This window comes from Streptomyces sp. NPDC104307, assembly GCF_055584045.1.
The window spans coordinates 107,225-132,825 of the sequence record NZ_JBVJMU010000003.1 but is presented as its reverse complement, the minus strand read 5'-3'; the positions used below and the strand labels follow the sequence as shown (position 1 = coordinate 132,825).

Below are 25,601 nucleotides of genomic sequence, written 5' to 3'. Positions count from 1 at the left end.
GCGAGGGCGCTCTTCCATCGATGTAAACGCCACTGCCGACTCGTGCGTCGTCGCAGCGGGGGCCGACCTTGGAACGGGACCATGAAACTCACTCACCGTCTTACCCGCGCCTACGTCCTCGCGTTGGCCGGCCTGCTCGCTGCGATCATGTCCCTGTCGTCCGCAGAACAGGCACGGGCGGAACAGACCATCAGGGCCGCGGACCCGAGTGTGATCCGGGTCGGCAGCACCTACATATCGGTGCAGTCGACCGGTGGCGGAATCGCCGTGCGACAGGCGTCCTCGACGGCCGCGCTGGCATCCGCGCCCGCCCGACAGGTGTGGTCGGACACGGCCGGTCACGGTGAGGTCTGGGCCCCGGAGATCGTCACGGACGGCGGCCGCTACTACATCTACTTCTCGGCCGGCCGCGGAACGGCCCACCGGATGTACGTCATCAGCTCCGCGAACCCGGACAGCGGCTACACCGGGGAGAGTCAGCTGGCCCTGCCGGACGGCAAGTGGGCGATCGACGGGACTCTGTTCACCTTCGACGGGCAGCGCTGGTTCGTCTGGTCCGGCTGGGCCGGTGACACCAACGTCGAGCAGAACCTCTACATCGCGCGTATGAGCAGCCCCACCACACCGACCGGCGCACGCTACGTCATCTCACAGCCTCGGGAGAGCTGGGAACGGGTGGTAGGCAACCCGTTCATCAATGAGGGCCCCGAGGCCATCAAGGACCCGAACGGGCAGTTGCACATCGTGTACTCCGCCAACGGCAGCTGGAGCGAGCAGTACTGCCTGGCCGACCTGCGCCTGCGCGCCGGAGGTGACCCGGCCTACGTCTGGGACTGGTACAAGTCCAACGGCTGCCTGTTCGGCTCCAACCGGGCGACGATGATGTCCGGCTGGGACCCGACCCTGTACGTCAACGGCCCCGGCCACCACAGCTTCGTCCTGCTCAACGGCGACATCAACACCAGCCCGCCCGCCGGCCCCCGATTCCCCTCGATGTTCCACGCGGTGCCGAAGGGGACGCCGTACGCGTGGGAGAACCGGTACTGGTACACCGGAACGTTCGCCTGGTGGGGCAACACCACCTACAGCCGCGCCAATGTTCCCGGCCCGACCACCGACACGGGCTGGAGCCTCAAGTTCTTCGAGTAGGGCGGGAGGGGTGGCCGCTGCCTGCCGGTTCATGGCGTGAGGCCCATTCCAGGGCGCGTTCGCGGGTAGCGGCAGACGAGTCGGGCTGTACGCCGGGTTCTGTCTCCCGGTCGCCTCGCGGCGGCCGGGGAGACGGCCATCCATCTAGGACCGGCATTGCTGCCGGTCTCGTGCGGTCTACCCGCGAACTCGGGCGGGCAGCCCTCGGACGTTCGCGCAGGGCCGTCTTGCGACGACCCCTCTTGACCTTGCTCCGGGTGGGGTTTACCTAGCCGCCTGAGTCACCTCAGGCGCTGGTGGTCTCTTACACCACCGTTTCACCCTTACCGAGGACCGAAGTCCAAGGCGGTCTGTTTTCTGTGGCACTGTCCCGCGGGTCACCCCGGGTGGCCGTTAGCCATCACCCTGCCCTGTGGAGCCCGGACGTTCCTCGGGAGGGTCCGAAGATCCTCACGCGGCCGTCCGCCCGGCTCGTCTGCCGTGGCGCCCATGCTACCCGCCCGGGACGGGCGGACTGATCAGCGGACTGATCAGAGGAACGCCTCGGTCTCCAGATCCAGCCCGAAGGGCTCCGGGAGACGGACGGCCTTGCCGAACGGGACCGTGCAGTGCTGGCGGTAGTCGTCCCCCTGCGGGTCGCTGAACAGGGTCACCGAGGACTCCTCGCGATCAACCAAGAGGTAGAGGGGGACGGGCCCCCGCGCATAGCAGTGGCGTTTGCCGATGCGGTCGGCGGCGGGTTTGGACGAGGTGACCTCGACGACCAGGGCGACGCCCTCGCAGGGCATCCAGGGCTCCGCCCCCCGGTACAGGCGCAGTTCGGTGGGTGCGAAGGTGCCGTCGGGGATGGCGTGGTTCTTGGGGCACCCCCCGCCGCTGCGCAGCTTCAGGCCCTTGTTCCCGGAGAAGTCCATACCGGTCCGGGACTGCCTGATCACCTGGTTAATGATCAGGCTGAGGTAGTCCTCATGGTCCCCGTCCGGCGGCGGCGTCACGACAATCTCCCCCTCGATCAGCTCGGCACGGAAGCCCTCCGGCGTATCCAGCGCCAGGAAGCCCTCAAGCAGGACTTCTGCCTGCGAGAGCGGTTCGTGCGGCATGGCAGACATGTCACACCCCTTCCTCGGTCGCTCGCCAGAATGAGACATCGGGGAATCCGCCGTCCGTGAGATGGGGATGCTTCCCCCGATCGTGGCACAGGGCGTCGCGCCCGCGTCAGAGGCGGACCGAAGCGGCGAAGGCCGTGATCCCCGCCGTCCACGCCGCCGCGATGTCGGAGCCCACGGGGAAACGGCCGTTCAGTTCCATCGTCACCATCCCGTGAGCGAAGGCCCAGGCCGCGCGGGCGCGGTCCGCGTCGTCCGCGAGGGCGCGGAACAGCGGGGCCGCGGCGCGTTCCTCCAGGTCCGGAGGGAGGGGGCGGCCCGTGGTGAGGCGGTAGAGGTGGGGGTGGGCGAGGGCGTGGGTGCGGTAGGCGGTGGCCAGGGCGGGGAACGAGCCCGGGGCGGCGGCCTCCGCCGCTTCGAGGGCCTCCGCGGTCTCCCGCAGCATCACGCCGGCCAGCGCGTTCACCACCGAGGACTTGTCCGGGAAGTGCTTGTAGAGCGAGGGCGCCGTGATGCCCACCCGGGCGGCGAGGCGGCGCATCGTGAGCGCCTCCGGGCCCTCCTGCTCCAGGAGCGTGCGCGCGGCGGTGACGATCTGGCCGGGGCGGTCGGTGGCGGGCGGGTCCGCGAGGTCGGTCACGCCGGTCCTTCGTTCGTGGGGAGGGTTCGTGGAGGAGGGTTCGCGGGGGGCAGTTCGTGGAGGCGGATTCACAGGGCAGGGAGGCCGAAGGCGCGATCGTACGAGACCGGGTTCGAGGGTCGCTCAGGCGGGTGCGGACAGCACCTTCGCCGCGCCGGGTCCACCCGCGTGAGCCCGTACGCTGGCGCGAGGGGATTTCACGGACCCGGGCGACACCGCCGGGAGCCGTGGACCGGTCCGCACCGCCGGTCGTCCCCCTTTCCGTTCGTACGAAGGAGAACCGCCGTGCTCGTGCTGTTGCCGCCCTCCGAAGGAAAGGCCGCCTCGGGGCGGGGAGCACCTCTGAAGCCGGAGTCGCTGTCGCTGCCGGGCCTGGCCGAGGCGCGGGCCGCCGTGCTGGAGGCCCTCGTGGAGCTGTCCGTGGCGGACGAGGAGAAGGCCCGCGTGGTGCTGGGGCTGAGCGAGGGCCTGCGCGGCGAGATCGCGAAGAACGTCGAGCTGCGGACGGCCGGCACCCGCCCGGCCGGGAAGCTCTACACCGGGGTGCTGTACGACGCACTGGACCTGGCGTCCCTGGACACCGCCGCCCGCCGCCGGGCCGGAAAGTCGCTGCTGGTGTTCTCCGGGCTGTGGGGCGCGGTCCGGGTGGGCGACCGGATTCCTCCGTACCGTTGCTCGATGGGGGTGAAGCTGCCGGGGCTCGGCGCTCTCGGGGCGTTCTGGCGCACCCCGATGGCGGAGGTCATGCCGGAGGCGGCCGGGGACGGGCTGGTGCTGGATCTGCGCTCGTCCGCGTACGCGGCGGCGTGGAAGCCGAAGGGCGAGGTCGCGGAGCGCACGGCGAGTGTCCGGGTGCTGCACTCCCAGCTGGTGGACGGGGTGGAGAAGCGGTCTGTGGTCAGCCACTTCAACAAGGCCACGAAGGGCCGGATGGTCCGCGATCTCCTCCGGTCGGGCGCCGCACCGAAGGGGCCCGCTGAGCTGGTGGGTGTCCTGCGTGATCTCGGATACGTGGTCGAGGCGGAGGCCCCCGCGCGGGCCGGGCGGGCGTGGGAGCTCGATGTCGTGGTGACGGAGATTCACTGAACCCGCGAACTGAGCCCCGCGTTCCGACCCAGCTCGGTTCGAGCCCGGACCCAGCCTGTTGCAACATACGCAACGCTCGTTGCGTGGAGTGCGGTCTTCGCGGCAGGATGAGGGCATGACCTCCTCCGTGCTGGACCTTGCCCCCGTCGTGCCCGTCGTCGTCCTTGAGGACGCCGCCGACGCGGTGCCGCTCGCCCGCGCCCTGGTCGCGGGCGGGCTCCCGGCCATCGAGGTGACGCTGCGGACCGCCGCCGCCCTGGACGCGATCAGGGCCATCGCGGCGGAGGTGCCGGACGCGGTGGTCGGCGCCGGCACGGTGATCTCGGCGCGGAACGTCTCCGACACCGTGGCCGCTGATGCCCGGTTCCTGGTCAGCCCCGGCTGGACGGATGCCCTCCTGGACGCGATGAAGGCGTCGGGGGTGCCGTTCCTGCCGGGCGTCTCCACGACGTCCGAGGTGGTCGCGCTGCTGGAGCGCGGGGTCACCGAGATGAAGTTCTTCCCGGCGGAGGCGGCGGGCGGCACGGCCTATCTGAAGGCCCTCTCCGCCCCGCTCCCGCAGGCCCGGTTCTGCCCGACCGGCGGCATCTCGCTCGCCTCAGCGCCGTCCTATCTGGCCCTGCCCAACGTCGGCTGTGTGGGCGGCAGCTGGATGGTGCCCGCCGACGCGGTGTCGGCCGGTGACTGGGCCCGGGTGGAGCGGCTGGCAGCGGAGGCGGCGGCGCTGCGCGGCTGAGGGGCGAAAGACCGGGGGCGAGATAAAGGCGGAACATTTGGCGCGATTTCGCGTGCATGCTCCCCGGCAGCCAGGGCACGAGACCTTCAGGGACACGTGACCCGGACTCCGGGTGACCCGGGTTCCGGCGGGCAATCCCCCAGCCCGCCGGAACCGCCTCGGCCCCATCGGCTTCCCCCCTCCGATGGGGCCGAGCGCTGTCCGGAAGGCTCCAGACAGGGCTCCTTACCGCAGGTGGGACGTGTCGTTCAGCAGTCGTACGGAGGCGTTGCCGTCCGCGTAGTACGCCACGGTCGACACGGACGCCGCCGAGAGCTCCATCCGGAACAGCGACTCGGGCGGGGCGCCGAGCGCCAGCCGGACCAGGGTCTTGATGGGCGTGACGTGCGTGACCGCGAGGACCGTGCGGCCGGCGTAGCGGGTGACGAGTCGGTCGCGGGTGGCGGCGACCCGGCGGGCGACCTCGGCGAAGCTCTCGCCGCCGCCGGTGGGGGCCGCCTTCGCGGAGGCCAGCCAGGCATCCAGATCGGCGCCGTACCGCTCCTTGACCTCACCGAACGTCAGGCCCTCCCAGGCACCGAAGTCCGTTTCGCGCAGCCCGTCCTCGATCCGGACCTCAAGGCCCAGCCGGGCCGCCACCGCACCGGCCGTCTCGCGGCAGCGGCGCAGCGGGGAGCTGACGATCTCCTGCACGGCGCCGCGGGCGGCGAACGCCTCGGCCGCGTGTGCGGCCTGCTCGCGGCCGGTGGCGGAGAGCTCGGGGTCGGTGCCGCCGCTGCCGGAGAACCGCTTCTCGGGGGTGAGCGCGGTCTCGCCGTGCCGCAGCAGCACGAAGGTGGCGGGCGCGCCCAGGTCGGGGGCAGTGCCCCAGCCGACCTGCGGGGTTTCCCGCGAGGCCTGCGGGGATTCCCCGGAGGCCTGCGGGGTTTCCCGGGAGGCTTCCGGAGTCGCTGCGGCGGGCCGGTCCAGGGCGGCCGTCGAGGACGACGGCTCCCACTGCCTGCCGCGCTTACCGGCGTCCATCGCCTCGTTCGCGAGCCGGTCCGCGTGCTTGTTCCGCTCGCGCGGGATCCACTCGTAGGTGACGGCGGACGCCGGGAGGATCCGGGCGGCCTCTGCCGCGAGGGGCTTCATGTCCGGGTGCTTGATCTTCCAGCGGCCCGACATCTGCTCCACGACCAGCTTGGAGTCCATCCGGACGTGCACCCGTACTCCGCCGCCGTCCGGGGAATCCAGGGCGTCCGGGTCCTCCGGGGCGTCCGGCACGAGGGCCTTCGCGGCCCGCAGACCGGCGATGAGGCCCTTGTACTCCGCGACGTTGTTCGTCGCGACGCCGATGTACTCGGCCGCCTCCGCGAGCGTCTCCCCCGTCACCGGGTCGATGACGACCGCGCCGTACCCGGCGGGCCCCGGGTTGCCCCGGGAGCCGCCGTCGGCCTCGATGACGAACTGGCGCGCAGGGGTCACTACAGACCCGAGTCCGCGGTGCGGACCAGGATGCGGTGGCAGTTCTCGCAGCGCAGCACCGTGTCCCGGGACGCGGCCTTCACGTCGTTGATCTCGGTGATGTTGAGCTCCAGGCGGCAGCCCTCGCAGCGGCGCTGGTAGAGGCGGGCGGCGCCCACCCCGCCCTGCTGGGCGCGGAGCTTGTCGTACAGCTTGAGCAGGTCTGCGGGGACGGAACCGGCGACGATCTCGCGCTCCTTGGTGACCGTCGCGGCCTCCTCGTCGATCTCGTTCGTCGCGGCGTCCCGGCGGGCGGTCGCGTCGTCGACCTTCGCCTGGACGGCGGAGACCCGGTCGGTCAGCTCGGTGACCCGCTCCTGGGCGGACTCCCTGCGCTCCATGACCTCAAGGACGACGTCCTCAAGGTCGCCCTGGCGCTTGGCGAGCGAGACGATCTCGCGCTGGAGGCTCTCCAGGTCCTTGGACGAGGTGACGCTGCCGGAGTCCATCCGCTGCTGGTCGCGGGCGGCGCGCTGGCGCACCTGGTCCACGTCCTGCTCGGCCTTGGTCTGCTCGCGGGCGGTGTCGCTCTCCTCGGTCGTGGAGGCGACGAGCAGGTCGCGGAGTTGGGCGAGGTCGGTCGTGAGCGACTCGATCTCGGCGTGCTCGGGAAGGGTGTCGCGCTTGTGCGCGAGCTGGGAGAGACGCTGGTCGAGGGCCTGGACGTCGAGGAGTCGGATCTGGTCGGCGGGCGCGGCGTTCAGTTGGGGGCTCCAGAAGAGTGGTGGGTGGTCCAGGGATCGGTGACCTGCTTCGAGATGTGGACCCGCAGGTCCCATCCGTGGCGGTCGGAAATCGCGTCGAGCTGTGCCGCGGCCTGTTCGCACCACGGCCATTCGGTGGCCCAGTGTGCGGCATCGACCAGGCCGAGCGAAGAGTGCTGGACGGCCTCCGAGGCCGGGTGGTGGCGCAGGTCGGCGGTGAGGAAGGCGTCCACACCCGCCGCGCGCACCGCGTCGAAGAGGCTGTCGCCGGACCCGCCGCTCACCGCGACGGTGCGCACGAGGGCGTCCGGGTCGCCGGCCAGCCGGATGCCCTGCGCGGTGGCGGGCAGCCGGGCGGCGGCGCGGGCGGCGAACTCACCGAGGGTCTCGGGGTTGCCGAGCGTGCAGATCCGGCCGAGACCGCGGCGGCCTGCGGGGTCGGTCGGGTCCGGTACGAGGGGCCGCTCGACGCGCAGGTCCAGGGCGCCGGCGAGGGCGTCGGAGACACCGGGGTCCGCGGAGTCGGCGTTGGTGTGGGCCACGTGCAACGCGATGTCGTGCTTGATCAGCGTGTGCACGACCCGGCCCTTGAAGGTGCCGGCCGCGACCGTCGTCGTACCGCGCAGATAGAGCGGGTGGTGGGTGACGATCAGCTGGGCGCCGAGCTTCAGCGCCTCGTCCACGATGTCCTGGACGGGGTCGACGGCGAAGAGCACCCGGTCGACCTCGGCGTCCGGATCGCCGCAGACGGTGCCGACCGCGTCCCATCCTTCGGCCCGCTCGGGCGGCCAGAGGGCGTCGAGCTCGGAGATGACTTCAGACAGACGGGGCACGGAGGAAAGGCTACCTGTCCGCCGTGCCCCGCAGTCCATGGCCGCCGCACCCCGTACGGGCGGAACGGCGGCCGGTCATGAATCGTTACTTCACCAGGTCGGCAGGGGAGGCCGCCCCCGCGAGGAACCGGCTACTTCACCAGGTCCGCGCGGAGGTCGTCCAGGACCAGGTTCGCGGCCGTGACGCCGAGGCCCAGGTACCAGGTCTCGTCGGAGACGTTCTTGGCCCGGCCCTCCTTGACCGCGGTGAGGTTCTTCCACAGCGGGTTGGACTGGGTGGTGTCGCGCTTGGTGGCCTTCGGTGCGCCGTACACCCCGGTGAAGATCCAGTCGGCGTCGGCCTCGTCGATCTTCTCGGGGCTGATCTCCGCGGCCAGCTCGTTGATCTGCTGGTTCTTGGGCCGCGGCAGGCCGGCGTCGTCGAGGATCGTGCCGATGAAGGAGGCCTTGGCGTAGAGGCGGATCTTGTCCGGCAGGTAGCGGACCATCGAGATGGTCGGCTTCTTCGGACCGACGTCCTCGCCCAGCTTCTTCGCGTTGGCCTCGTAGGCGCCCAGCTCGGACTTGGCCTTGGCGGTCTTGTCCAGCGCCGCGGCGTTGAGGAGGTAGTTCTCCTTCCAGGTGAAGCCCGGACGGATGGAGAACACGGTCGGCGCGATCTTGGACAGCTCGTCGTACTTGTCGGCGGCGCGCAGCTGGCTGCCGAGGATCAGGTCGGGCTTGAGGCCCGCGATCGCCTCAAGGTTGAGGTTGTTGATCGTGCCGACGTTCTTGGGGTTGCCCGCGTTCTTCTTCAGGTACGAGGGAATGGCCGCGTCGCCCTCGGAGGGCGCGTAGCCGACCGGCTTCACGCCCAGCGAGACCACGTTGTCGAACTCGCCGACGTCGAGCACGACGACGCGCTTCGGGGCGGACTTCAGCTCGGTCTTGCCCATGGCGTGGGTGAGGGTGCGGGGGAACGTGCCCGCCGGGGCGTCGGTCCCGTACTCCGCCGTCTTCTTCGCCGCGTCCCCGAAGTCCTTGCCGCCCGTCGCGACCGCGGCCTTCTTCTCGCCGCCGGCCTCGGACTTGCCGGAGCCGCCCGACCCGCCGTCGTCGCTTCCGCAGGCCGAGAGGGACAGGGCGGCGACTACGGCCAGACCGACTGCGGCGGTGCCGCGGCGTCGAAGGGACATGACTTGCTCCAGTTGCGGGTTACGTTGCGGGTTGCACAGACAAGACTTAGGACTGCCTAACCTTAGACACGCCCTGATCCTGCAGCACACTCACCCCCTCCCTCTCAGCTGATTCCGGGCATCGCCACCCATATGTGTGAAGTGGCAGGTCTCGTGTTGTTCGGCAGGAAGTGCGAAAACTAGCTTCGGTGGCCGGAGGTGACGATTCGATGACTGCCTGTGCCATCGAGGACGGGACCGCGGCAGCGGTCGAAGCCGGCGAATCGGTGGAGACGGTGGAGACGGTGGAACCGGGGTCCGACGACCAGAACGAGGTCGCGGAGCCTCCGGATCCGGTGGATCCGGCAGCGGTCGCGGCGCTGAACGGTGCCCTGATCGCTGCGGCGGACACGGCGACGGAGGCGGTCTGCCCGCAAGTGGTGCCGGAACAACCGACTGCTGAAACGGTCCTGCCGACCCCCGCGTTCACCATCACGGCGAACGGCGCGTACGCGGCCCGGCTCACGGCCGCTCACCGAGAGGCCCCGGAAGACGGCGATACGGCCTGGTTCCCGGAGCGCTGGACGCTGGACGGCCCCGAGCCGTACGCCGTACCGCTCCCGCTCAACCAGCCGGAGGACGCCGGCTCCCAGGTGCTGCCGCTGGCCGACGGGCGGGTGCTCCTCCGGCGCCGGGTCGCGGACGGGCACACCCTCTCGCTGCTCTACCCGACCGGCCCCGGCACCGGTGAGCTGCTGCTGGGCGCGGTCGAGTGCGACGAGCTGACCCTGCTGCCGCCCTCACCGGACGGCTTCAGCGCGTACGCCCTGTCCACCGGGGCGTACTCCACCGGGCTCTGGCTGGTGGCGGGCGGTCCGAACGGGCCCGAGCAGATCGCGGAGCTGCCGGGGCGCTGCTCCGGCGGGGTCTGGCTGGACCGGGCCGGCCGGCTGCTGGCCCTGGACCGGGAACCGGCGGGGGGCGGTCCGGTCAAGGCGGTCGCGGTGGACCTCGGGCGGGGCGCCGAGATGACGCCGCTGCTCCAGATCGCGCCGGACAGCGACGACCGGCTGCTGCTCGCGGACCCGGACAGCGGTCTCCTGCTGATCCGCTCGGACGCGCCGGGGCACGACCGGCTCGGCTGGGGGGTGCTGGGCAGCTGTCTGCCGGTGCGCTTCCCGGAGTGCCTGCGGCTGCCCGACGCCGCGGTGACGCCGTTCGCCGTGCAGCCGGGGCAGATGCTGATGCCGGAGAGCTGCGCGGTCGCCCTGCGGATCGACGCGGCGGCGGGCAGCTGGCTGGGGGTGTGGCGGCCGGCCGGCCGTCGGCTGCACCAGCTCCCGGTACCGGAGGGCTGGCTGGCTGGCAGCGGTGTCTGGTCCCGCGAGGGCGTACTCGCCCTTCCGTACGCCAACAGGGAGACGGCCTGCGCGGTGGCGCTCCTGACGGCACCGGCCGACGAGGAACCGGCTGCGGTACGGGCCTCCGCCGGATATCCGGAAGACGGTATGCAACCGTCCGGGGCCGTGGCGCCTCCTTCTGTGTGTAGGCCGGTTCCTCTGGGGCAGGCGCCACTCGTGGGGCGGACCGTGCCACTCGTGGGGCGGACCACCACTGACTAGACGCACCGGTCTAAAGTTGGGCCGGGGGATCACGCATTCGCGCACGGCGGTTGCCGAAGGTGACCGCTTCCCGGGTGGCGGTGGCGTGATGACCCCGGAGACACACACGTAAGCGATCACAACGGGGTGACTTCCCACATGTCTGAAGCCCGAACCGACACGACCCAGACGCGTCCGCCGGGGGCGGGCGCGGGGCGGGCCGAAGCCGGCGGCGCCGGAAAGCACCGAGGGGATGTGGCGCCGGACGACTCGGCAGCACAGCCGCTCGGCCGCCACCGCCGCACCTCGGAAGAGGAGAGCAGGGCGGCCTGACCGCCGGAACAACAACGAGGGACACGGGGAAAGGGAGGGCCCCCGCAGCCGGCCACCGGCTGCGGGGGCCCTCCCCTGTACGCGGCCTCGCGGCCCCTTCGGACGGCCGGTCAGTCGCGCTTGAGGCCGAGTACCTCCGCCGCCGCGAACGTCTCGTTCGGGGGGCGGTCCGCGTAGTACGGGGAGATCAGCTCGTCCAGCTCGTCGAAGGAGAACGTCTCCTTCGACGCGTCGAACTTCGCCGCCACCTTCGGCCGCTCCACGATCGCGACCATCCCGCCGTGCACCACCAGCAGCTGTCCGTTGACCTTGGCGGCCGCCGGGGAGGCCAGATAGCCGACGAGCGGTGAGACGTGCTCGGGGGCGAGCGCGTCCAGCCCGCCGTCCTGCGGTTCCTGGAAGCCCGCGAAGACGTCCTCGGTCATCCGGGTCCTGGCGCGCGGGCAGATGACGTTGGCGGTGACGCCGTACTTGGCCAGGGCCAGCGCGGTGGAGGTGGTCAGCCCGACGATGCCGCCCTTGGCAGCCGCGTAGTTGGGCTGGCCCGCCGAACCGGCCAGGAACGCCTCGGAGGAGGTGTTGACGATCCGGCCATAGACCGGTCCGCCGGCCGCCTTGGACCGGGACCGCCAGTGCGCGGCGGCGAAATGCGTGGTGTTGAAGTGACCCTTGAGGTGGACCCGGATCACCGAGTCCCACTCGTCCTCGGTCATCGAGAAGATCATCCGGTCACGCAGGATGCCCGCGTTGTTGACCAGGATGTCGAGCTGCCCGTACGTCTCGACGGCCAGCTCCACCAGGGCGCGGGCCTGCTCGTGGCCGGAGACGTCACCGAGGTGCGCGACCGCCCGCCCGCCCGCCTCCCGGATCTCCTGCGCCACCTGCTCGGCTGGGGCGGCGGACGCCTCGCCCGAGCCGTCGCGGCCCGGCTGCCCGTAGTCGTTGACGACGACGGCCGCGCCGAGCCGCGCCAGTTCCAGCGCTTCGGCGCGGCCGAGTCCTCGGCCGGCTCCGGTGACGATCGCGGACAGTCCGTCCAGGGGAAGTGACATCGGATCTCGGGGTCCTCTCGGGAGGGGGCGGGGCAGTACGTCGGTGGCTCAGAGCTCGATGCAGGTACGCAGTGACTCGCCGGTCCGCATCTGGTCGAGGGCGTCGTTGATGCCGTCGAGCCGCACCCGGTGGGTGATCATCGATTCCAGGTCGATGCGACCGGCCCGCCAGAGCGCGATGGCCCGCTCGTACGAGCGGAGGACGTCCCCTCCCCCGTACATGGAGGGCAGGATGCGCTTCTCGTCGAAGAACAGCTCGAACATGTTGACCTGGAAGTTGTCGTCCATCGCGCCCGCGCCGACGACGCAGAGGGTGCCGCCGCGCCGGGTGTTCTCGTACGCGGTGCGGGCGGTGACCGACTTGCCGACGACCTCGAAGACGTAGTCGAAGCCCTCGCCCGCGGTGACGCGCGCCTTGGCGTCGGCGAACGCCTCGGGCGACACCGCCTCCGTCGCGCCGAACCGCAGCGCCGCCTCGCGCCTGGATTCCACCGGGTCGACGGCGATGATCTGGGCGGCGCCCTGCACCCTGGCGCCCTGGATCGCGGAGATGCCGACGCCACCGCAGCCGATCACGGCCACCGAGGAACCGGCCTCCACCTGGGCGGTGTTGATGGCGGCGCCGAGTCCGGTGGTAACGCCGCAGCCGATCAGCGCGGCGATCTCGAACGGCACGTCGTCGGGGATCGGGACCGCGCAGTCCGCGCTGACGACGACCTCCTCGGTGAAGGTGCCGGTGCCCGCGAAGCCGAAGACGTCACCGCCGGGGCGCTTGAAGTTGGGGGTGCCCGCGTTCATGAATCCGGCCAGGCACAGGTGCGTCTGACCGCGCTTGCAGGACGCGCAGGCGCCGCAGGCGGGCAGCCAGCAGACGAGTACCCGGTCCCCGGCGCTGAGCCCGGTCACCCCGTCACCGACGTCGAGCACCTCGCCGGCGCCCTCGTGGCCGGGCACGAAGGGGGCGGGCTGCGGCAGCACCCCGTTCATCGCGGACAGGTCGGAGTGACACAGCCCGGTGGCCCGGATGCGGAGCCTGACCTTGCCGGGCCCGAAGCCCACCGCCTCGACGTCGTCGAGGACTTCGAGTTTGTCCTGGCCGGTCTCGTGCAGTACGGCTGCGCGCATGGTGCGGCTCCCCTCGGGGTCGGTACGTGCGGTAGGTGAGTCAGGTGTTTCAGGAGTGTTCGACGAGCGTGTCCGCGAGAACCGGTGCGTCGTCGCGTTCTGCGGCGGTCACCCGCACCTGGACCCGGCCGTCACCGGCCCACATCCGGATGCGGAGGGTCTCGCCCGGGAAGACGATCCCGGCGAACCGGGTGCTGTAGGAGCTGATGCGGGACACCTCGCCGTCCAGCAGGGTGTCGGCCACCGCCTTGAGCGTCATCCCGTAGGTGCAGAGCCCGTGCAGGATCGGCCGCTCGAAGCCGGCCAGCTTGGCGAACTCCGGGTCGGCGTGCAGCGGGTTCCAGTCGCCGGAGAGCCGGTAGAGCAGCGCCTGATCGGCCCTGACCGGCCGCTCCACCACCCGGTCCGGCTCGCGGTCCGGGGCGTCGAGCCGCTGCGACGGGCCGCGCTCGCCGCCGAATCCGCCCTCGCCGCGCACGAAGATCTGTGCGTCGTTGGTCCACAGCGGGCCCTCGTCGTCGGCCGCCTCGGTACGCAGGACGAGGACGGCCGCCTTTCCCTTGTCGTACACGGCGGCGACCTTCGAGGTCTGAACGGCGTTGCCCCGCACCGGAATCGGCCGGTGCAGCCGTACGGACTGACCGCCGTGCAGCACGGCGGCGAGGTCGACGTCGATCCCGGGCGCGGCGAGGCCGCCCGCCATCGCGAGACCGGCGCCCGCGACGGTGGCGAAGCTCGGCAGGACGTGCAGCCGGGACTCCAGCGTGTAGCGCAGCTCGTCCGGGTCGGTGGCGTCGTCCGGCCGGCCGGGGGCCGTGCCCGCCCCGAGGCCCAGGTGGTAGAGCTGGACGTCCTTGTGGTCCCAGCTGATCGAGGTCGAGCGGGGTTCGGCGGCAACCGCCTCTGCGGCATCAATGGGCATGGAAAGGCTGCTCCTTGATGGTGGGAAAGACCTCGGCGCGGCCTTCCGCACCGTCGGCCGCACCGAGGTCGTGCGGGACCGGAGGCCGCGTCCGTTCTAGAACGCGTTCTAGCCGGTGGCCCTATGTATAACGCAGCGCCCAGCAGTTGTGAAGACTGCTGACGTATCGTCAGATCATCGTGTCCGGACGCGATTCTGTGACTGAGTGCCTTGTCTGGCCCCGTTCGCCAACCAGAACGCTCAGATACGAGCTCAGTCACGTATTCCTCGTTGAGGCCGCGCCTGGCGTCACTGTGTGTGGTCGCCGGGGGCGTACCGGTTCCAGGATCCTCCGGCCCGGCGCCGACGCGGTCGTCCGGCACGTTGCCCAGCGCGACTCCGCCGCCCGACGCAAGCGCCGGCACCTCAAGATCATTACATTGCCGGGCGTATCGGTGACCGTCACGGCGTCATCCACCGGACGGGGCAGGGCTCGACGCGTCGTGGGTTGCACTGAGACAGATCGTCAACTGATTGATTCTCGCGGGTCTGGTCGCTGTCCCGGCCCTGCGAAAGGGTTCCAAGAAGGCGGCAGTGCGGCGTTTGCGCACTCGATCTGTTGCCGCGCCGAGTGTTCAGGCGCACCCACGAGAGAAGGAGACACACCCCTTATGCGCGCCCTTGTGGTCGATCACAGTGAAGCCGGCCCCGTCCGGTTTGCCGATGTCGATGAGCCCGTACCGTCCACCGGTGAGACGTTGGTGGAGATACGGCACATCGGTCTCAACTTCGGAGAGCTGAATTACGTGCGCCAGTGGCCGGCCGGCGCTGTGCACGGTCACGACGCGGCGGGCATCGTGGTGCGCGCCGCGTCCGACGGCTCGGGTCCGCCCGAAGGCACGCGCGTCGCGGTGGGGATGGCTCCCCACGCGTGGGCGGAGCGGGTCGCAGTCAGCCCCGCCTCGCTCGGCGCCGTCCCCGAGGGTGTCGATCTGGCCGACGCCGCGGCGCTGGGGATCGCCGGAGTCACCCCTCTCCGGGTGCTGCGCACACGTTCCCTGCTGGCGCGCAACGTTCTGGTCACCGGCGCCAGCGGGGGCGTGGGGCATTTCGCCGTCCAGTTGGCGGCGCTGGCGGGCGCCCGGGTGACGGCACTCGTCGGTTCGCCGGAGCGGGCCGCCGGGCTCCGCGAACTCGGGGCCGACAAGGTCCTGACCGACCTGGCCGAGACCGGGGACCGGTTCGACCTCGTCCTGGACACGGTCGGCGGGCCACTGGTGCCCCAGGCGTGGAGTTCCCTCGCCGAGGGCGGCACCATCCACCTGGTCGGCTACTCCTCGGGGCAGGACACCACCTTCCCGTCAGGGACGCTGTTCGGCTTCGGCGAACCCCGCAGCATCGCCACCTACGGCGACATGACGCCGACCGGCGGGGAGCTGACGGACCTGCTGGGCCTCATGGCCGCCGGGAGGCTCTCGGCACCGGTCGGACTGCGAGGCGACTGGCAGGGCGTGGACGACGCCGTCCAGGCGCTGTTCGCGCGGAAGGTGCACGGAAAGGCCGTTCTTGACGTGGCCTGACGCCACGGACGAGGACACGTGCGCCTCGCCCGCCGGTGGGCGGTTCGCGGCGGTGGACGAGAATGGAACCATGGATGTGCTGGCGGAGGTCTTGCGCGTTTCGGGTGCGCGTGGAGGGCTCGGGGTCATGCTGAAGGCCGGAGGAACCTGGGGCCTGCGGCTGAACTCCTCCCCGGGAGCGGCACTGCACGTGGTGTCCCGCGGCACCATGTGGCTGCACGCCACGGGCGAGAAACCTCTTCAGGTGCAGGCCGGAGACGCCGTCCTGGTGCCGCCGGGCACCCCACACGGAATAGCCGGCGGCGCCGGCATGACGATGGGTTCCTGCGACCACGAGGCAGCGGCCCGGTCTTTCGCCGATGGCCGGGCCCTGCGGCTGGGCTCGGCGCCGGTGCAGACGGAAGTGATCGTCCTGCGCTACGAGCAGGACCCGGAGGTGCGCACACCGGTGCTTACCTCCCTCGCCCGGCCAATGCACGTCACAGCCCGGGAGAACGCGCAGCTCAGAAGGACCGTCGAACTACTCGCTGCCGAGCTCGCACAGCCGCAGATCGGCACCACCGCCGCCATCAACAGCATCGTCGACCTTCTGCTCGTCCAGTTCGTACGCGCCTGGCTGGCCCGCCACCCGCAGGAGCAGTCCGCCTCATGGCTGGGAGCGATGCGTGATCCGGTCGTGCGCGACGCTCTGGCATGCGTCCACGCCCAACCGGAACACCCCTGGACCACGGCGACCCTGGCCGCCGCGACGAGCGTCTCCCGAGCGACGCTGTCCAGGCACTTCCGCTCCGCCCTCGGACAGACGCCGGGCGCCTACGTGGCCCAGTGGCGCATCGACCTGGCGTCCGTCCGGCTCCGCGACACCGACGACCCGGTCGAGTCGATCTCCGGCGCGGTCGGATACGGCTCTCCGCACGCTTTCAGCCGTGCCTTCAGACGTGCCCGAGGCACGGCCCCTGGCGAATATCGTTCTCGGCTTCGCAGGTGATCCGGCCTCGACTGGTGACTGGTGGGCTCGCCTGTTGAGGTGTGACGTACCGCTGGCGGGTGCCGCCCGGCCCGAACCACTCCCGCCATACCCGCGCCAGTCACAGATTCGGCCGGTCGCATCGCGGCCGGAGTGTCCTGCCCGTCCGGCCGACCGGCCGGTGACATTTGTCATCACGGAGTCCGTACATGCGCCTCTGCCGGGGCCGCACCCCGGCTCCGTAGCGTCATGTCCATGAAATCAACAACGGGGAACGGGTCCGCGGTGGTCTTCACCGGGGCGGTCAAGACCTTCGGCCGGGGCGGGGAGCGCGTACGGGCCGTGGACGGGATCGGGCTGACCGTCGAGCGCGGCGAGACGGTCGCGCTGCTCGGCCGCAACGGCGCCGGGAAGTCCACCGCCATCAGCCTGCTGCTCGGCCTGGACGAGCCGGACTCCGGCAGCGTGCGGGTGCTGGACCGTACCCCGGACCAGGCAGTGCGGGCCGGTCTGATCGGGGCGATGCTCCAGGAGGGGCAGCCCATCCCCCGGGTGACCGTCCGCGAGCTGATCGCCTTCGTCGCCTCCACCTACCCGCGCCCGATGCCGATCGGTGAGGCGCTGGACCTGGCGGGCGTCGCGGAGTACGCGAACCGGCGGATCGACAAGCTCTCCGGCGGCCAGCTCCAGCGCGTCCGGTTCGCCGTCGCCCTGGCCGGCAACCCGGAACTCATCGTCCTGGACGAACCGACGGCGGCCCTGGACGTGGAGGCCCGGCGAGGCTTCTGGGACTCCATGCGGGCCTACGCCAGGCGCGGCAACACGGTGATCTTCTCCACCCACTACCTGGAGGAGGCCGACGAGAACGCCGACCGGATCGTCGTCATCGACCGGGGCCGGATCGTCGCGGACGGCAGCGCCGATTCCATCAAGGAAGCGGCCGGTCTGCACCTGGTCTCGTTCGACCTGGCGGGCGGGTCCACCGAGGGCCTTGAGGTGCTGCCCGGCGTGGCCACCGTCGAGGTGACCGGGGACCGGGCGCTGCTGCGTACGGCCGACTCCGACGCCACCGTCGTGGAGCTGGCCCGGCTGGGCCTGATCCGGAGCCTCCAGGTCTCCCCCGCCACGCTGGAGACCGCCTTCCTCTCCCTCACCGCACCGGCAGCCTCCGCCGCACAGGCCGCAGTTGTTCCGCAGGACCAGAATCCGCAGGACCAGAAGGAGACCGTCTGATGTTCCAGTACATACTGCTCGAAATCCGGCGGACCCTGCGCGACGGCTTCTTCCTGCTCTTCGGTTCCGGAATGCCGGTGATGATGTACCTGCTCTTCACCAACATCGGCGGCGGCGGAGGCGACGGCGACTGGAAGACCGGCTCGATGGTCGGCATGGCCGCGTACGGGGCGCTCGGCTCCGCGATGGCGATCGGTACGGGGGTCGCATCCGACAAGTCGCTCGGCTGGCTCCAGCAGTTGCGGGTCACTCCGCTCTCTCCGTCGCAGGCGGTCGTGGGCCGCGCGATCAGCGGCTCCGTGACGGTGCTTCCGACGATCCTGACCGTGCTGCTGGCCGGCGGGCTGGTCAACGGGGTCGAGCTGGCGGCCTGGCAGTGGACCGCGCTGGTCCTGCTGCTGTGGATCGGCGCGCTGCCCTTCACCCTGCTCGGCATCGGCAACGGCTACCGGCTGACCCCGCAGGGCACCGGCGTGGTCAACGTCGCCTGCCTGATGGGCTTCGCGATCGTCGGCGGGCTGTGGTTCCCGCTGGAGCTGCTCCCCGGCTGGCTCGGCTCCATCGGCGGGTTCACCCCCGCCAACCGGTTCGCCGAACTGGGCTGGGCCGCCACCGAGGGACACGCGCCCGGCGCCGCGACCATCGGCGTACTCGCCGGGTGGCTGTTGCTGTTCGGCGGGTACGCCGTGGTCTCGTACCGTCGGTCCGCGAGGACCGTGTGACAGGAGTGGACATGTTCGGGAACGGATCGGAAGCGCGCGAGGCACGGCGCAGGCGGCGTGCGGAGCGACGGGAGTGGCGCAGGGAGCACCGGCGTCCGGGACCTCCCGGGCCGTACGTCCTGCTGCCCTGGCTGCTGCTCGGCCTGGGCGCCTTCTCCAATCTGTTCCAGGGTGAGAGCCCCAACCCCTGGGTCGGCGGCATCGGCCTCTTCGCCTTCAACTCCCTCTACATCTCCTTGGTGTTCAGGGGATTCCACAAGGAGGCACGCGAGAGCCGCGTGACGTACGTGATGCTGGCCGCGCTGACAGCCATCACGGTGGGGCTCGCGGCCGGGTACGGCGGCAGCTGGCTGCTGTTCTTCCCGCTGCTCTCGCTGGCCTGCGGGACCGTCCTGCGCAAGCAGTGGCTGGCGGTCGGTCTGCTCGTGCTCGCCGTGACCGCGTGCGTGATCTCCGTGTGGCGCGAGGACAGCACCGGGACCCCGTGGACCCTGGCGTACGGCACCTTCATCTCCGGTGCGGTGACGGCCGCGCTGCTCACCCTGTCCGAGACCGTGATGGAGCTGCGCTCCACCCGGCAGGAACTGGCCCGCAGCGCTGTGGAGAGGGAGCGGCTGCGCTTCTCCCGCGATCTGCACGATCTGCTGGGCCACACGATGTCCGTGATCGTCGTCAAGGCGGAGGCCGCGCGCAGACTCGCGCCCCGTGACCTGGACAACGCGCTCCAGCAGGTGGCCGACATCGAGTCGGTGGGCAGGCAGGCGCTCACCGAGATCCGTGAGGCGGTCACCGGCTACCGCGAGGGCAGCCTGGCCACCGAGCTGGACCGGGCCAGGTCCGCGCTGATCGCCGCCGGTATCGAACCCACGGTCCGCCGCTCAGGGCCGCCGCTCCCACCGCAGGCGGAGGCGCTGCTGGGCTGGGTGACACGGGAGGCCGTCACCAACGTCCTGCGCCACTCCACCGCCACCAGCTGCGACTTCGTGATCGACGGCACCCCGGACCGGGTCCGCCTGACGGTCACCGACGACGGCCGCACGTCGGCCGCGGCGCCCACCCCTGGCATCGGCGGCACCGGCCTGAAAGGCCTCACCGAACGACTGGCGGCAGCGGGCGGCTCCCTGGAGGCGGGCCCGGGTCCGGGCGGCGGCTTCGTGGTGACGGCGGAGCTTCCGGCGGACGAGCCGGGCGGGGACGACGGCGTGGCGCCCGCCCCGGCCCCGGGCGCGTAGAACGGGTGCCGGAGCCGGAGCCGAGGCACGGACCGGAACCGGACTCCAGGCACCGGGGAGTAGATCGCACGGCCGATGGCGGCCCCGGCGTAGCACCTGCGACGGACCCTCTCCGCACCTCGCGTAGCTCCCGCGACGGCCTCCCGGATCGTCAGCGCAGGTGACGACCCGGATCACAGCTGCCGCCTAGCGTGCTGAAGGTACGCGGAGCCCTCCGACGGCTTTCAGGGGCTCCGCTCGCCTCCCCTACGCATCGAGCCGGAGCTTCGCCATGCCCAGAACGACACTCGCGGCCGGTCCGGCGGCCCTCAGCCTCTTACTCGGGCTGTGGGGGATCACCCGCGAGGACAGCATGTGGCGTGACGAAGCGGCGACGTGGCAGGTGGCCCACCGGAGCATCCCGGAGATGTGGCACCTGCTGGACACGGCCGAGGTCGTCCACGGGCTCTACTACCTGTTCGCGCACGGCATCTTCGCCGTATTCGGGGACAGCCTCCTCGCCCTGCGGCTGCCCTCCGTCCTGGCCATGGCGGGCGCCGCCGCCGTCATCACCCTCCTGGGCGCCCGGCTGGCCGACCCGTGCACGGGACTGGCCGCGGGCCTGGCCTTCTCCCTCATCCCGGGGGTCCAGCAGTACGCGCAGGAGGGACGCTCGTACGCCCTGGTCACCGCCTGTGCGGCGCTGGCCTGCCTGCTGCTGGTCGAGGCGATCGACGCGACCAGCAAGCGTGGCGCGGGGCTCTGGGCGGCGTACGGCACGACCGTGCTGCTGGCCGCGCTGCTCAACTGGTTCTCGCTCCTGCTGCTGCCCGCACACGCCGCGACGCTGGCCCTGACCCGCCCGCCCCGCACGGCCGTCCTGCGCTGGGGAGCCGCCTCGTCCGCCGCCGTGCTCGGCACGCTCCCCCTCATCCTGGCGAGCAAGTCCCAGACGAGGCAGGTCGCCTGGATACCCCCGGTCCACCGAGGCACCCTGCTCGGCCTCCTGCTGACCCTCCTCGCGGGCGCCCTCTGCGCCTGGCTCGCCCGGCCGTCGCGGCGAGCTGCGCCCCGCCGCGCCGGGACCCAGCTCGCCGCCATGGCCGCGCCCCTGCTCGCCGTACCCCAACTCCTCCTGCTGGCCGCCTCGCTGGCCCAGCCGGTCTACCTCACCCGCTACGTCCTGTTCAGCTACCTCGGGCTCGCCCTGCTCATCGGCGCGGCGTGCCACGGACTCACGCTCCGTCTGCGCACACCCCCGCGTCGGCTGATCATCGCGGTCACAGCCGTCGCCTTCCTCGCACTGCTTCCCGTCCAGCTGTCGCTCCGCGCCTCGGCCGGCCGGATCGACGACGTACTCGCCACGGCCGAGACCGTCGCCACGGTCCGCGAGGCGGGCGACGGGGTGCTGTACATACCTGCGGCACGCCGTGACACCGCCCTCGTCTCGCCCAGCGCGTTCACCGGGCTCAGGGATCTGGCACTGGTCCGGGACCCCCTGGAATCCAGCTCCATGAACGGTGTGGAGGGCACCCCAGCGCAGATAGCGGCGGCGATGCTGACGGCGAGCCGCATCCTGGTCGTCAGCGACGACGGTGCGCCGTCCGCCCACACGGATCGCGACCGCACCAAATGGCGCATGCTCAGGGAGCGCTTCGTCCGCTGCTCCGAGGTCAGCGAACACGGCCGCCGCGTCACGGTGTACCGGCCCCGACCGGCCCGGAGCCGCTGGCAGCCCGGCTGGTCACAACGCCGCCCCACCGTGCGGGACACGATGGGGCGGCGCCGGATGGCCTGCTCAGACGGTGCCGAGGCCTCCGGCCTTGACGCCCGCCACGAAGGCGCTGAACGCGTGGGCGGGGATGTCCAGGACGGGGCCGCGCAGGTTCTTGGAGTCACGGACGGGGACGAGGCCCCGTGAGACGGCAAGGTTGTCCGCGATCTCGACGCACTGGCCACCATTACTGCTGTAGGAGGACTTGAACCACTGGAGAGACTCGGTCGTCACGGGGTGCCCTTTCACATGGACGCCAGAGAGGCGGTGTGGACTTGTGGGGCGATCAGACGGCGCCGAACTCGCCTGCCTTGACACCCGTCACGAACGAAGCGAACGAGACGACCGGGAAGGACAGCGTGGGGCCGCTCAGATCCTTCGAATCGCGGACGGGAACGGCGCCGGTAGCAGCTGCGTGTGCCGGCGCCCACTCGACACATGTGCCGCCGTTATTGCTGTAGGAAGACTTGAACCATTGGAGGGATTCGGTCATCACGGGGTGCCCTTTCGCCGTTGCAACATGGACGCCAAAGAGGCGGGTGTACGCCTGCCGGGCGCTTAGATGGCGCCGAACTCCCCCACCTTGACGCCCGTCACGAAGGCGGTGAACGCGTGGGTCTGGATGTCCAGGACGGGGCTGCTCAGATCCTTGGAGTCACGGACGGGTACCACGCCGCGCGAGACAGCAAGGTTGTCCGCGACCTCGACGCACGCGCCACCGTTGCTGCTGTAGGAGGACTTGAACCAGCGGGGGGATTCGGTCATCACAGGGTGCCCTTTCACATGGACGCCAGAGAGGCGGTGTGGACTTGTGGGGCGGTCAGATGGCGCCGAACTTACCTGCCTTGACACCCGTCACGAACGAAGCGAACGAGGCGACCGGGAAGGACAGCGTGGGACCGCTCAGATCCTTCGAATCGCGGACGGGAACGGCGCCGGTAGCAGCTGCGTGTGCCGGCGCCCACTCGACACAGGAACCACCGTTGTTGCTGTAGGAGGACTTGAGCCAGCGAGCAGGGGAAGAGTCAGTCGTCACGGGGTGCCCTTTCGTACCTCGTTGATCATGGCCACGGACGCCGTCTGGGAGAGCGATTCGGCCTGTTGCTGATGGTAGGCCCTCACCAGCGGCAACACTGAGTTGAGTTCGCGGTCCAGGTATCCCTGGGTCTGTGACTCAACGTACGAGAGTACGGACCGGTCTTGGAGGGTCAGCAGATTCACCAGGCGATCGAAGGTCCGACGCTCCCCAAGGTCGAAGGGCGCGAGTTGGAGCATGGTGTTCGGCTGCTCGGCAAAGTCGATCAGGCGCTGCAGCTGCGCGTCCATAACCGCTGCTCCACCGACCGGCCGAAGGATGCAACTCTCATCCAACACGGCGATCACCAACGGCGGCACCGGGCGAACTAAGGCCGTCTGCCGCTCCATGAGGAACGAGACTCGCTCCTCTGCCTGTTCGCGTGTGATGACTCCCCGCCTGACAGAGTTTCCAGCAAGGGCCTGCGCGTACTCACGCGTCTGAAGTGGACCGGGAATCACGCCGCACTCAAACAGCCTGATCTCCGCTGCTCGCCCCTCATACCCCACGTACTCCGGGAACCCCTCCAGGAGACTTCCGTTCCGCAGCCCTCCCCAAGCACGTTCGAACGATGCGGCGGTCCCGGCCAGTCCGAGGGCAACATCGATGCTGCGTGAAAATTTGCGGCTCGGCGGTTTGTTGCCAGTTTCGACGCCCGAGATGTGCCGTCCCGAGTAGCCCATCAGCACGCCAAGCTCGTCCTGTTTCAGGCCGCGTGCCTCCCGTACCTTGCGCAGACGTGCTCCGAACGCCGCCCGGGGGCTACGGCTCGGGTTCAACTCCTTGATGTTTACCAACGTTCCCTCCGTTTTCAGAACATTGAATACGACCTGACCGTAGGCCACGCTGGGTCGCCTTGGTAGTGGAATGACTACGGAGAGGCACGATCGTGTGCGCAGATACCGATCCCGCGAGCGGACACGCTCACCCCGCCCCCTCCCCCGGCACGCTCATGGTGGACACCAGCCGGAGCAACCAGGTAGGCGAGTTCCGGGGCCTCGCAGGCCCGTACTGGTCGCTGCGGCCGATCTGCGGCGGACAGGAATGGGAAGCCGAGCCCGAGCATGTACGCCCGGCGGACCCCATAGAGCGGCTGCGAGCCCAGAACGCGCGGTGCAACGCACGGAGTCGGGGTGAGGTGCTGTGAGAGTCCCGGCGCACGACCTGGACGCCGAGTTGGACCGCATCGCGTCGGACCACGAAACCCGCGCACTGTTCCGCGCCGAGCTGGACCGAGCGATTGCCGAACATTGCGCAACAGAAGCCGAGTTGGCGTCGTTCGCCGAAGCGGCAGCCGAGGCGCTGAACTCGTTGGTCCGGCTCCCGGCCGGGGAGCGGGCCGCGTGACCGGCGTCCCCTACGCGGCGGAGATCACCGCAACGACCGGCGGGAGGGCAAGCTCGCTCGGCCGGGCCGTCCTGCCGAACCGCCGGCTCGCGCTTCGGTGGCTTCGACAGCAGGCGCACCGGCTCGCGGACGGGCTCGGCGCCACCGAGCCCCAACCGTCGATCAGCTTTCGGAGCCCCGCTGTTCCGGACGGGCTACGGGCGTGGGCGAAGGCCCCGGACGAACAGGAGCACGCGATGGAGCGGTTGGCGGCCGGGGGCCCCGATCTGCTCACCGTGCTCGACCCGGCGGCCGGGCTGCTGGTGACGCTCGCCGGGTGGCCCGTCCGACAACGCCGTGCCGTAGCCGGATACGACACTCCCGCCCCCTCTCCCAGCCCATGCGCTGCCGCGCGTCGCACGGGCCGGGCCCCATGCCCCCTCAACCGGAGGCCATACGGTGATCCACTGCAATTCCCGCTCCCGCCCGCCCTGGTCCGAGGCCGCGCAGGCGCACGCACAGGAGGGTAGTGCGGGGCTGCCCGAGTGGCTTGTCTGCGAACTGGCCTCGGGCCATTCCGAGGAACACGCCAACCAACTGGAGGACATGGGGCGCGGGACCTTCGACGTGTGGGTGCGCTGGAGCGGCGACAACTTCACCTACGTCTGTGCCGCGCCGTGCGAGATGGTGGACCCTGTCCTCGCTCCCCACCTGCGACAGGCCTGCATGCTGTTCGCCGACCACGCGCCGGGACACTCCTGGGAGTTCGAGGACCTCCTGCACGAGTGAAGCCCGCTACCCGGGGGCCCCTCACTCATGGATGCCCGCGCAACCGACTGAGTGCAGGAGTATCCAGACCCACTGCGTCAGATGGCTCGACGGGGCTCGACCTCCGTCACGTCGCTCTGGTCGTCAACGCTTCATCCATGGCGGGTAGTTGCACCGAACGTCCTACAGTTCCGGCAGCCAGGAATCTAAAATCAGTCGGGTTTGGCTTGTTGGCCGGTCCACGTCAGCGAGATACAGGGGGCAGGTGCGACTCATCTACAAGGAAGGGCTGGAGCCGCCCTTTATTGTCCTGACCGCCATGCCGCATGCGGCCCCTTGAGGAAGGTTGATCCTTTGCAAATTTTTCCGCCGGCATTGCTTTCCGATGGACCCGTGCCAAGACTTCTCGAAATCGCTGTCGCGGTCCAGGAGTCCAATGGAAAGCTTTCCCTAGACGAAGAACTTCGACGCTACATTCGCTTGATCCGTTACGATTGGGTAGCCAACTGGAATTGCTCGGTATATCCTTCGTCCGGAGTTCTGGATGCCGTTTCTGAATCTCTCGAACGGCTCGGAATGTTGGACTCGCATCCGTCAGAATTTAGAAGAAAAGTGCAGCGCGCAGCAGGTGATATGGATCCGGCGGAGTACCTGGGCACTTTGGCGGAACTGGTGCGTATGGCCGATCGGCAGGGTGCTCCGGAGTACGGGGAGCTGGCAATGGGGTCGAGAGAATTCCTGCAAACATTTCCTTACCTGTTCGGATTCGGTGCCATCCTGACAGACGAGGGGGATCGTGATTTCATGGATCTTATTCGTTCGTCCGTGACGGATGAGCATCCGTACTGCACCGAACGGGCAGTTTCCTACACCACTGAGGCGCAGCGCGCCCTCGTTATCTTCCCCGGGCCGGACGGGATGAAGAAGCATCTCTCATGGGCGACCCGGGAACGGCTTCACGAGATCATCGACACTGTCAACGACCACATGCAGCGAGAGCACTCGTGACCATTCGGCAG

28 protein-coding genes, 1 other RNA gene and 1 pseudogene are annotated in these 25,601 nt (G+C 70.3%); 15 read left to right on the top strand and 15 right to left on the bottom strand.

The window, feature by feature from the left end; all coding sequences use genetic code 11:
- The first annotated feature begins 81 nt into the window (after positions 1-81).
- The gene (locus ACZ601_RS10670) at positions 82-1,149 is read left to right on the top strand and encodes a glycoside hydrolase family 43 protein (protein WP_469535593.1); all 1,068 of its coding nucleotides are present in this window, start codon (positions 82-84) and stop codon (positions 1,147-1,149) included.
- A gap of 72 nt (positions 1,150-1,221) precedes the next feature.
- Here the strand turns inward: ACZ601_RS10670 and rnpB are convergent.
- The 3 genes from rnpB to ACZ601_RS10655 form a co-directional block, all read right to left on the bottom strand.
- An RNA gene (gene rnpB, locus ACZ601_RS10665) (RNase P RNA component class A) lies at positions 1,222-1,623 on the bottom strand.
- Between the two features lie 56 nt (positions 1,624-1,679).
- Positions 1,680-2,249, bottom strand: a complete 570-nt coding sequence (locus ACZ601_RS10660) for a Uma2 family endonuclease (RefSeq protein ID WP_469536468.1) — start codon at positions 2,247-2,249, stop codon at positions 1,680-1,682.
- Between the two features lie 115 nt (positions 2,250-2,364).
- On the bottom strand, positions 2,365-2,895 hold the full coding sequence (locus ACZ601_RS10655) for a TetR/AcrR family transcriptional regulator (RefSeq protein ID WP_469535588.1): 531 nt from the start codon (positions 2,893-2,895) through the stop codon (positions 2,365-2,367).
- A gap of 285 nt (positions 2,896-3,180) precedes the next feature.
- Here ACZ601_RS10655 and yaaA point away from each other — a divergent pair, with 285 nt between their 5' ends.
- Both yaaA and eda read left to right on the top strand, forming a co-directional pair.
- Entirely contained in the window at positions 3,181-3,981 is an 801-nt protein-coding gene (gene yaaA, locus ACZ601_RS10650) for a peroxide stress protein YaaA (protein WP_469535586.1), read from the top strand.
- A gap of 115 nt (positions 3,982-4,096) precedes the next feature.
- Positions 4,097-4,717 (top strand): bifunctional 4-hydroxy-2-oxoglutarate aldolase/2-dehydro-3-deoxy-phosphogluconate aldolase, encoded by a 621-nt coding sequence (gene eda, locus ACZ601_RS10645; RefSeq protein WP_469535583.1) that lies wholly within the window; start codon positions 4,097-4,099, stop codon positions 4,715-4,717.
- Positions 4,718-4,942: 225 nt separating this feature from the next.
- On the opposite strand, the gene ACZ601_RS10640 is transcribed toward eda, so the two are convergent.
- The 4 genes from ACZ601_RS10640 to ACZ601_RS10625 all read right to left on the bottom strand — a co-directional run bounded on the left by ACZ601_RS10640 (position 4,943) and on the right by ACZ601_RS10625 (position 8,935).
- Positions 4,943-6,184 carry a bifunctional RNase H/acid phosphatase gene (locus tag ACZ601_RS10640; RefSeq protein WP_469535580.1) on the bottom strand — a complete coding sequence of 414 codons (1,242 nt, stop codon included), beginning with the start codon at positions 6,182-6,184 and terminating at the stop codon, positions 4,943-4,945.
- Positions 6,184-6,927, bottom strand: a complete 744-nt coding sequence (locus ACZ601_RS10635) for a zinc ribbon domain-containing protein (protein ID WP_440578009.1) — start codon at positions 6,925-6,927, stop codon at positions 6,184-6,186. The genes ACZ601_RS10640 and ACZ601_RS10635 overlap by 1 nt, the downstream gene beginning before the upstream one ends.
- Positions 6,924-7,760 carry a Nif3-like dinuclear metal center hexameric protein gene (locus tag ACZ601_RS10630; RefSeq protein WP_469535577.1) on the bottom strand — a complete coding sequence of 279 codons (837 nt, stop codon included), beginning with the start codon at positions 7,758-7,760 and terminating at the stop codon, positions 6,924-6,926. Before ACZ601_RS10630 ends, ACZ601_RS10635 begins: the two co-directional genes overlap by 4 nt.
- Before the next feature lie 131 nt (positions 7,761-7,891).
- Positions 7,892-8,935 (bottom strand): ABC transporter substrate-binding protein, encoded by a 1,044-nt coding sequence (locus ACZ601_RS10625; protein ID WP_469535575.1) that lies wholly within the window; start codon positions 8,933-8,935, stop codon positions 7,892-7,894.
- 209 nt (positions 8,936-9,144) lie between these two features.
- Here ACZ601_RS10625 and ACZ601_RS10620 point away from each other — a divergent pair, with 209 nt between their 5' ends.
- Both ACZ601_RS10620 and ACZ601_RS10615 read left to right on the top strand, forming a co-directional pair.
- Positions 9,145-10,536, top strand: coding sequence for a hypothetical protein (locus ACZ601_RS10620; protein ID WP_469535573.1), 1,392 nt, complete (start codon positions 9,145-9,147; stop codon positions 10,534-10,536).
- Between the two features lie 138 nt (positions 10,537-10,674).
- Positions 10,675-10,848 (top strand): hypothetical protein, encoded by a 174-nt coding sequence (locus ACZ601_RS10615; protein ID WP_469535571.1) that lies wholly within the window; start codon positions 10,675-10,677, stop codon positions 10,846-10,848.
- A 110-nt stretch (positions 10,849-10,958) separates the two neighbouring features.
- Here ACZ601_RS10615 and ACZ601_RS10610 read toward each other — a convergent pair whose 3' ends face one another.
- From ACZ601_RS10610 to ACZ601_RS10600, 3 genes are read right to left on the bottom strand one after another with little or no spacing between them, the layout of a single operon-like run.
- Positions 10,959-11,900 carry a 3-oxoacyl-ACP reductase gene (locus ACZ601_RS10610; RefSeq protein WP_469535569.1) on the bottom strand — a complete coding sequence of 314 codons (942 nt, stop codon included), beginning with the start codon at positions 11,898-11,900 and terminating at the stop codon, positions 10,959-10,961.
- Positions 11,901-11,948: 48 nt separating this feature from the next.
- Positions 11,949-13,025, bottom strand: a complete 1,077-nt coding sequence (locus ACZ601_RS10605) for a Zn-dependent alcohol dehydrogenase (RefSeq protein ID WP_440577521.1) — start codon at positions 13,023-13,025, stop codon at positions 11,949-11,951.
- A gap of 49 nt (positions 13,026-13,074) precedes the next feature.
- A complete protein-coding gene (locus ACZ601_RS10600; RefSeq protein ID WP_469535566.1) occupies positions 13,075-13,947 on the bottom strand; it encodes a MaoC/PaaZ C-terminal domain-containing protein in 873 nt (290 codons plus the stop codon).
- 650 nt (positions 13,948-14,597) lie between these two features.
- On the opposite strand from ACZ601_RS10600, the gene ACZ601_RS10595 reads away from it, so the two are divergent.
- The 6 genes and pseudogenes from ACZ601_RS10595 to ACZ601_RS10570 form a co-directional block, all read left to right on the top strand.
- On the top strand, positions 14,598-15,506 hold the full coding sequence (locus ACZ601_RS10595; protein WP_469535563.1) for a zinc-binding dehydrogenase: 909 nt from the start codon (positions 14,598-14,600) through the stop codon (positions 15,504-15,506).
- Between the two features lie 70 nt (positions 15,507-15,576).
- Positions 15,577-16,494: an AraC family transcriptional regulator gene (locus ACZ601_RS10590; RefSeq protein ID WP_469536465.1), complete on the top strand. Its 918-nt coding sequence runs from the start codon at positions 15,577-15,579 to the stop codon at positions 16,492-16,494.
- Positions 16,495-16,728: 234 nt separating this feature from the next.
- A complete protein-coding gene (locus ACZ601_RS10585; protein WP_469535560.1) occupies positions 16,729-17,706 on the top strand; it encodes an ABC transporter ATP-binding protein in 978 nt (325 codons plus the stop codon).
- Positions 17,706-18,428 carry an ABC transporter permease gene (locus tag ACZ601_RS10580; protein ID WP_469535557.1) on the top strand — a complete coding sequence of 241 codons (723 nt, stop codon included), beginning with the start codon at positions 17,706-17,708 and terminating at the stop codon, positions 18,426-18,428. The genes ACZ601_RS10585 and ACZ601_RS10580 overlap by 1 nt, the downstream gene beginning before the upstream one ends.
- 11 nt (positions 18,429-18,439) lie before the next feature.
- The gene (locus ACZ601_RS10575; protein WP_469535554.1) at positions 18,440-19,660 is read left to right on the top strand and encodes a histidine kinase; all 1,221 of its coding nucleotides are present in this window, start codon (positions 18,440-18,442) and stop codon (positions 19,658-19,660) included.
- Positions 19,661-19,931: 271 nt separating this feature from the next.
- Positions 19,932-20,498, top strand: a pseudogene (locus ACZ601_RS10570) (glycosyltransferase family 39 protein); the annotation flags it as partial.
- A gap of 939 nt (positions 20,499-21,437) precedes the next feature.
- Here the strand turns inward: ACZ601_RS10570 and ACZ601_RS10565 are convergent.
- From ACZ601_RS10565 to ACZ601_RS10545, 5 genes are all read right to left on the bottom strand, one after another.
- A complete protein-coding gene (locus tag ACZ601_RS10565; RefSeq protein ID WP_469535552.1) occupies positions 21,438-21,647 on the bottom strand; it encodes a DUF397 domain-containing protein in 210 nt (69 codons plus the stop codon).
- A 52-nt stretch (positions 21,648-21,699) separates the two neighbouring features.
- Positions 21,700-21,906, bottom strand: a complete 207-nt coding sequence (locus tag ACZ601_RS10560; RefSeq protein ID WP_469535549.1) for a DUF397 domain-containing protein — start codon at positions 21,904-21,906, stop codon at positions 21,700-21,702.
- Between the two features lie 65 nt (positions 21,907-21,971).
- The gene (locus ACZ601_RS10555; RefSeq protein WP_469535547.1) at positions 21,972-22,181 is read right to left on the bottom strand and encodes a DUF397 domain-containing protein; all 210 of its coding nucleotides are present in this window, start codon (positions 22,179-22,181) and stop codon (positions 21,972-21,974) included.
- A gap of 52 nt (positions 22,182-22,233) precedes the next feature.
- Positions 22,234-22,449 (bottom strand): DUF397 domain-containing protein, encoded by a 216-nt coding sequence (locus ACZ601_RS10550; RefSeq protein ID WP_469535544.1) that lies wholly within the window; start codon positions 22,447-22,449, stop codon positions 22,234-22,236.
- Complete coding sequence (locus tag ACZ601_RS10545; protein ID WP_469536461.1) at positions 22,446-23,285, bottom strand: helix-turn-helix domain-containing protein; 840 nt, start codon at positions 23,283-23,285, stop codon at positions 22,446-22,448. Before ACZ601_RS10545 ends, ACZ601_RS10550 begins: the two co-directional genes overlap by 4 nt.
- A gap of 155 nt (positions 23,286-23,440) precedes the next feature.
- Between ACZ601_RS10545 and ACZ601_RS10540 the strand changes: the two genes are divergently transcribed.
- The 4 genes from ACZ601_RS10540 (at position 23,441) to ACZ601_RS10525 (ending at position 25,590) form a co-directional block, all read left to right on the top strand.
- Entirely contained in the window at positions 23,441-23,635 is a 195-nt protein-coding gene (locus tag ACZ601_RS10540) for a hypothetical protein (protein WP_469536460.1), read from the top strand.
- Positions 23,636-23,664: 29 nt separating this feature from the next.
- Positions 23,665-23,835 carry a hypothetical protein gene (locus tag ACZ601_RS10535; RefSeq protein WP_469535542.1) on the top strand — a complete coding sequence of 57 codons (171 nt, stop codon included), beginning with the start codon at positions 23,665-23,667 and terminating at the stop codon, positions 23,833-23,835.
- Positions 23,836-24,273: 438 nt separating this feature from the next.
- Complete coding sequence (locus ACZ601_RS10530; protein WP_469535540.1) at positions 24,274-24,603, top strand: hypothetical protein; 330 nt, start codon at positions 24,274-24,276, stop codon at positions 24,601-24,603.
- A gap of 372 nt (positions 24,604-24,975) precedes the next feature.
- Positions 24,976-25,590, top strand: a complete 615-nt coding sequence (locus ACZ601_RS10525) for a hypothetical protein (RefSeq protein WP_469535537.1) — start codon at positions 24,976-24,978, stop codon at positions 25,588-25,590.
- Positions 25,591-25,601: the final 11 nt, after the last annotated feature.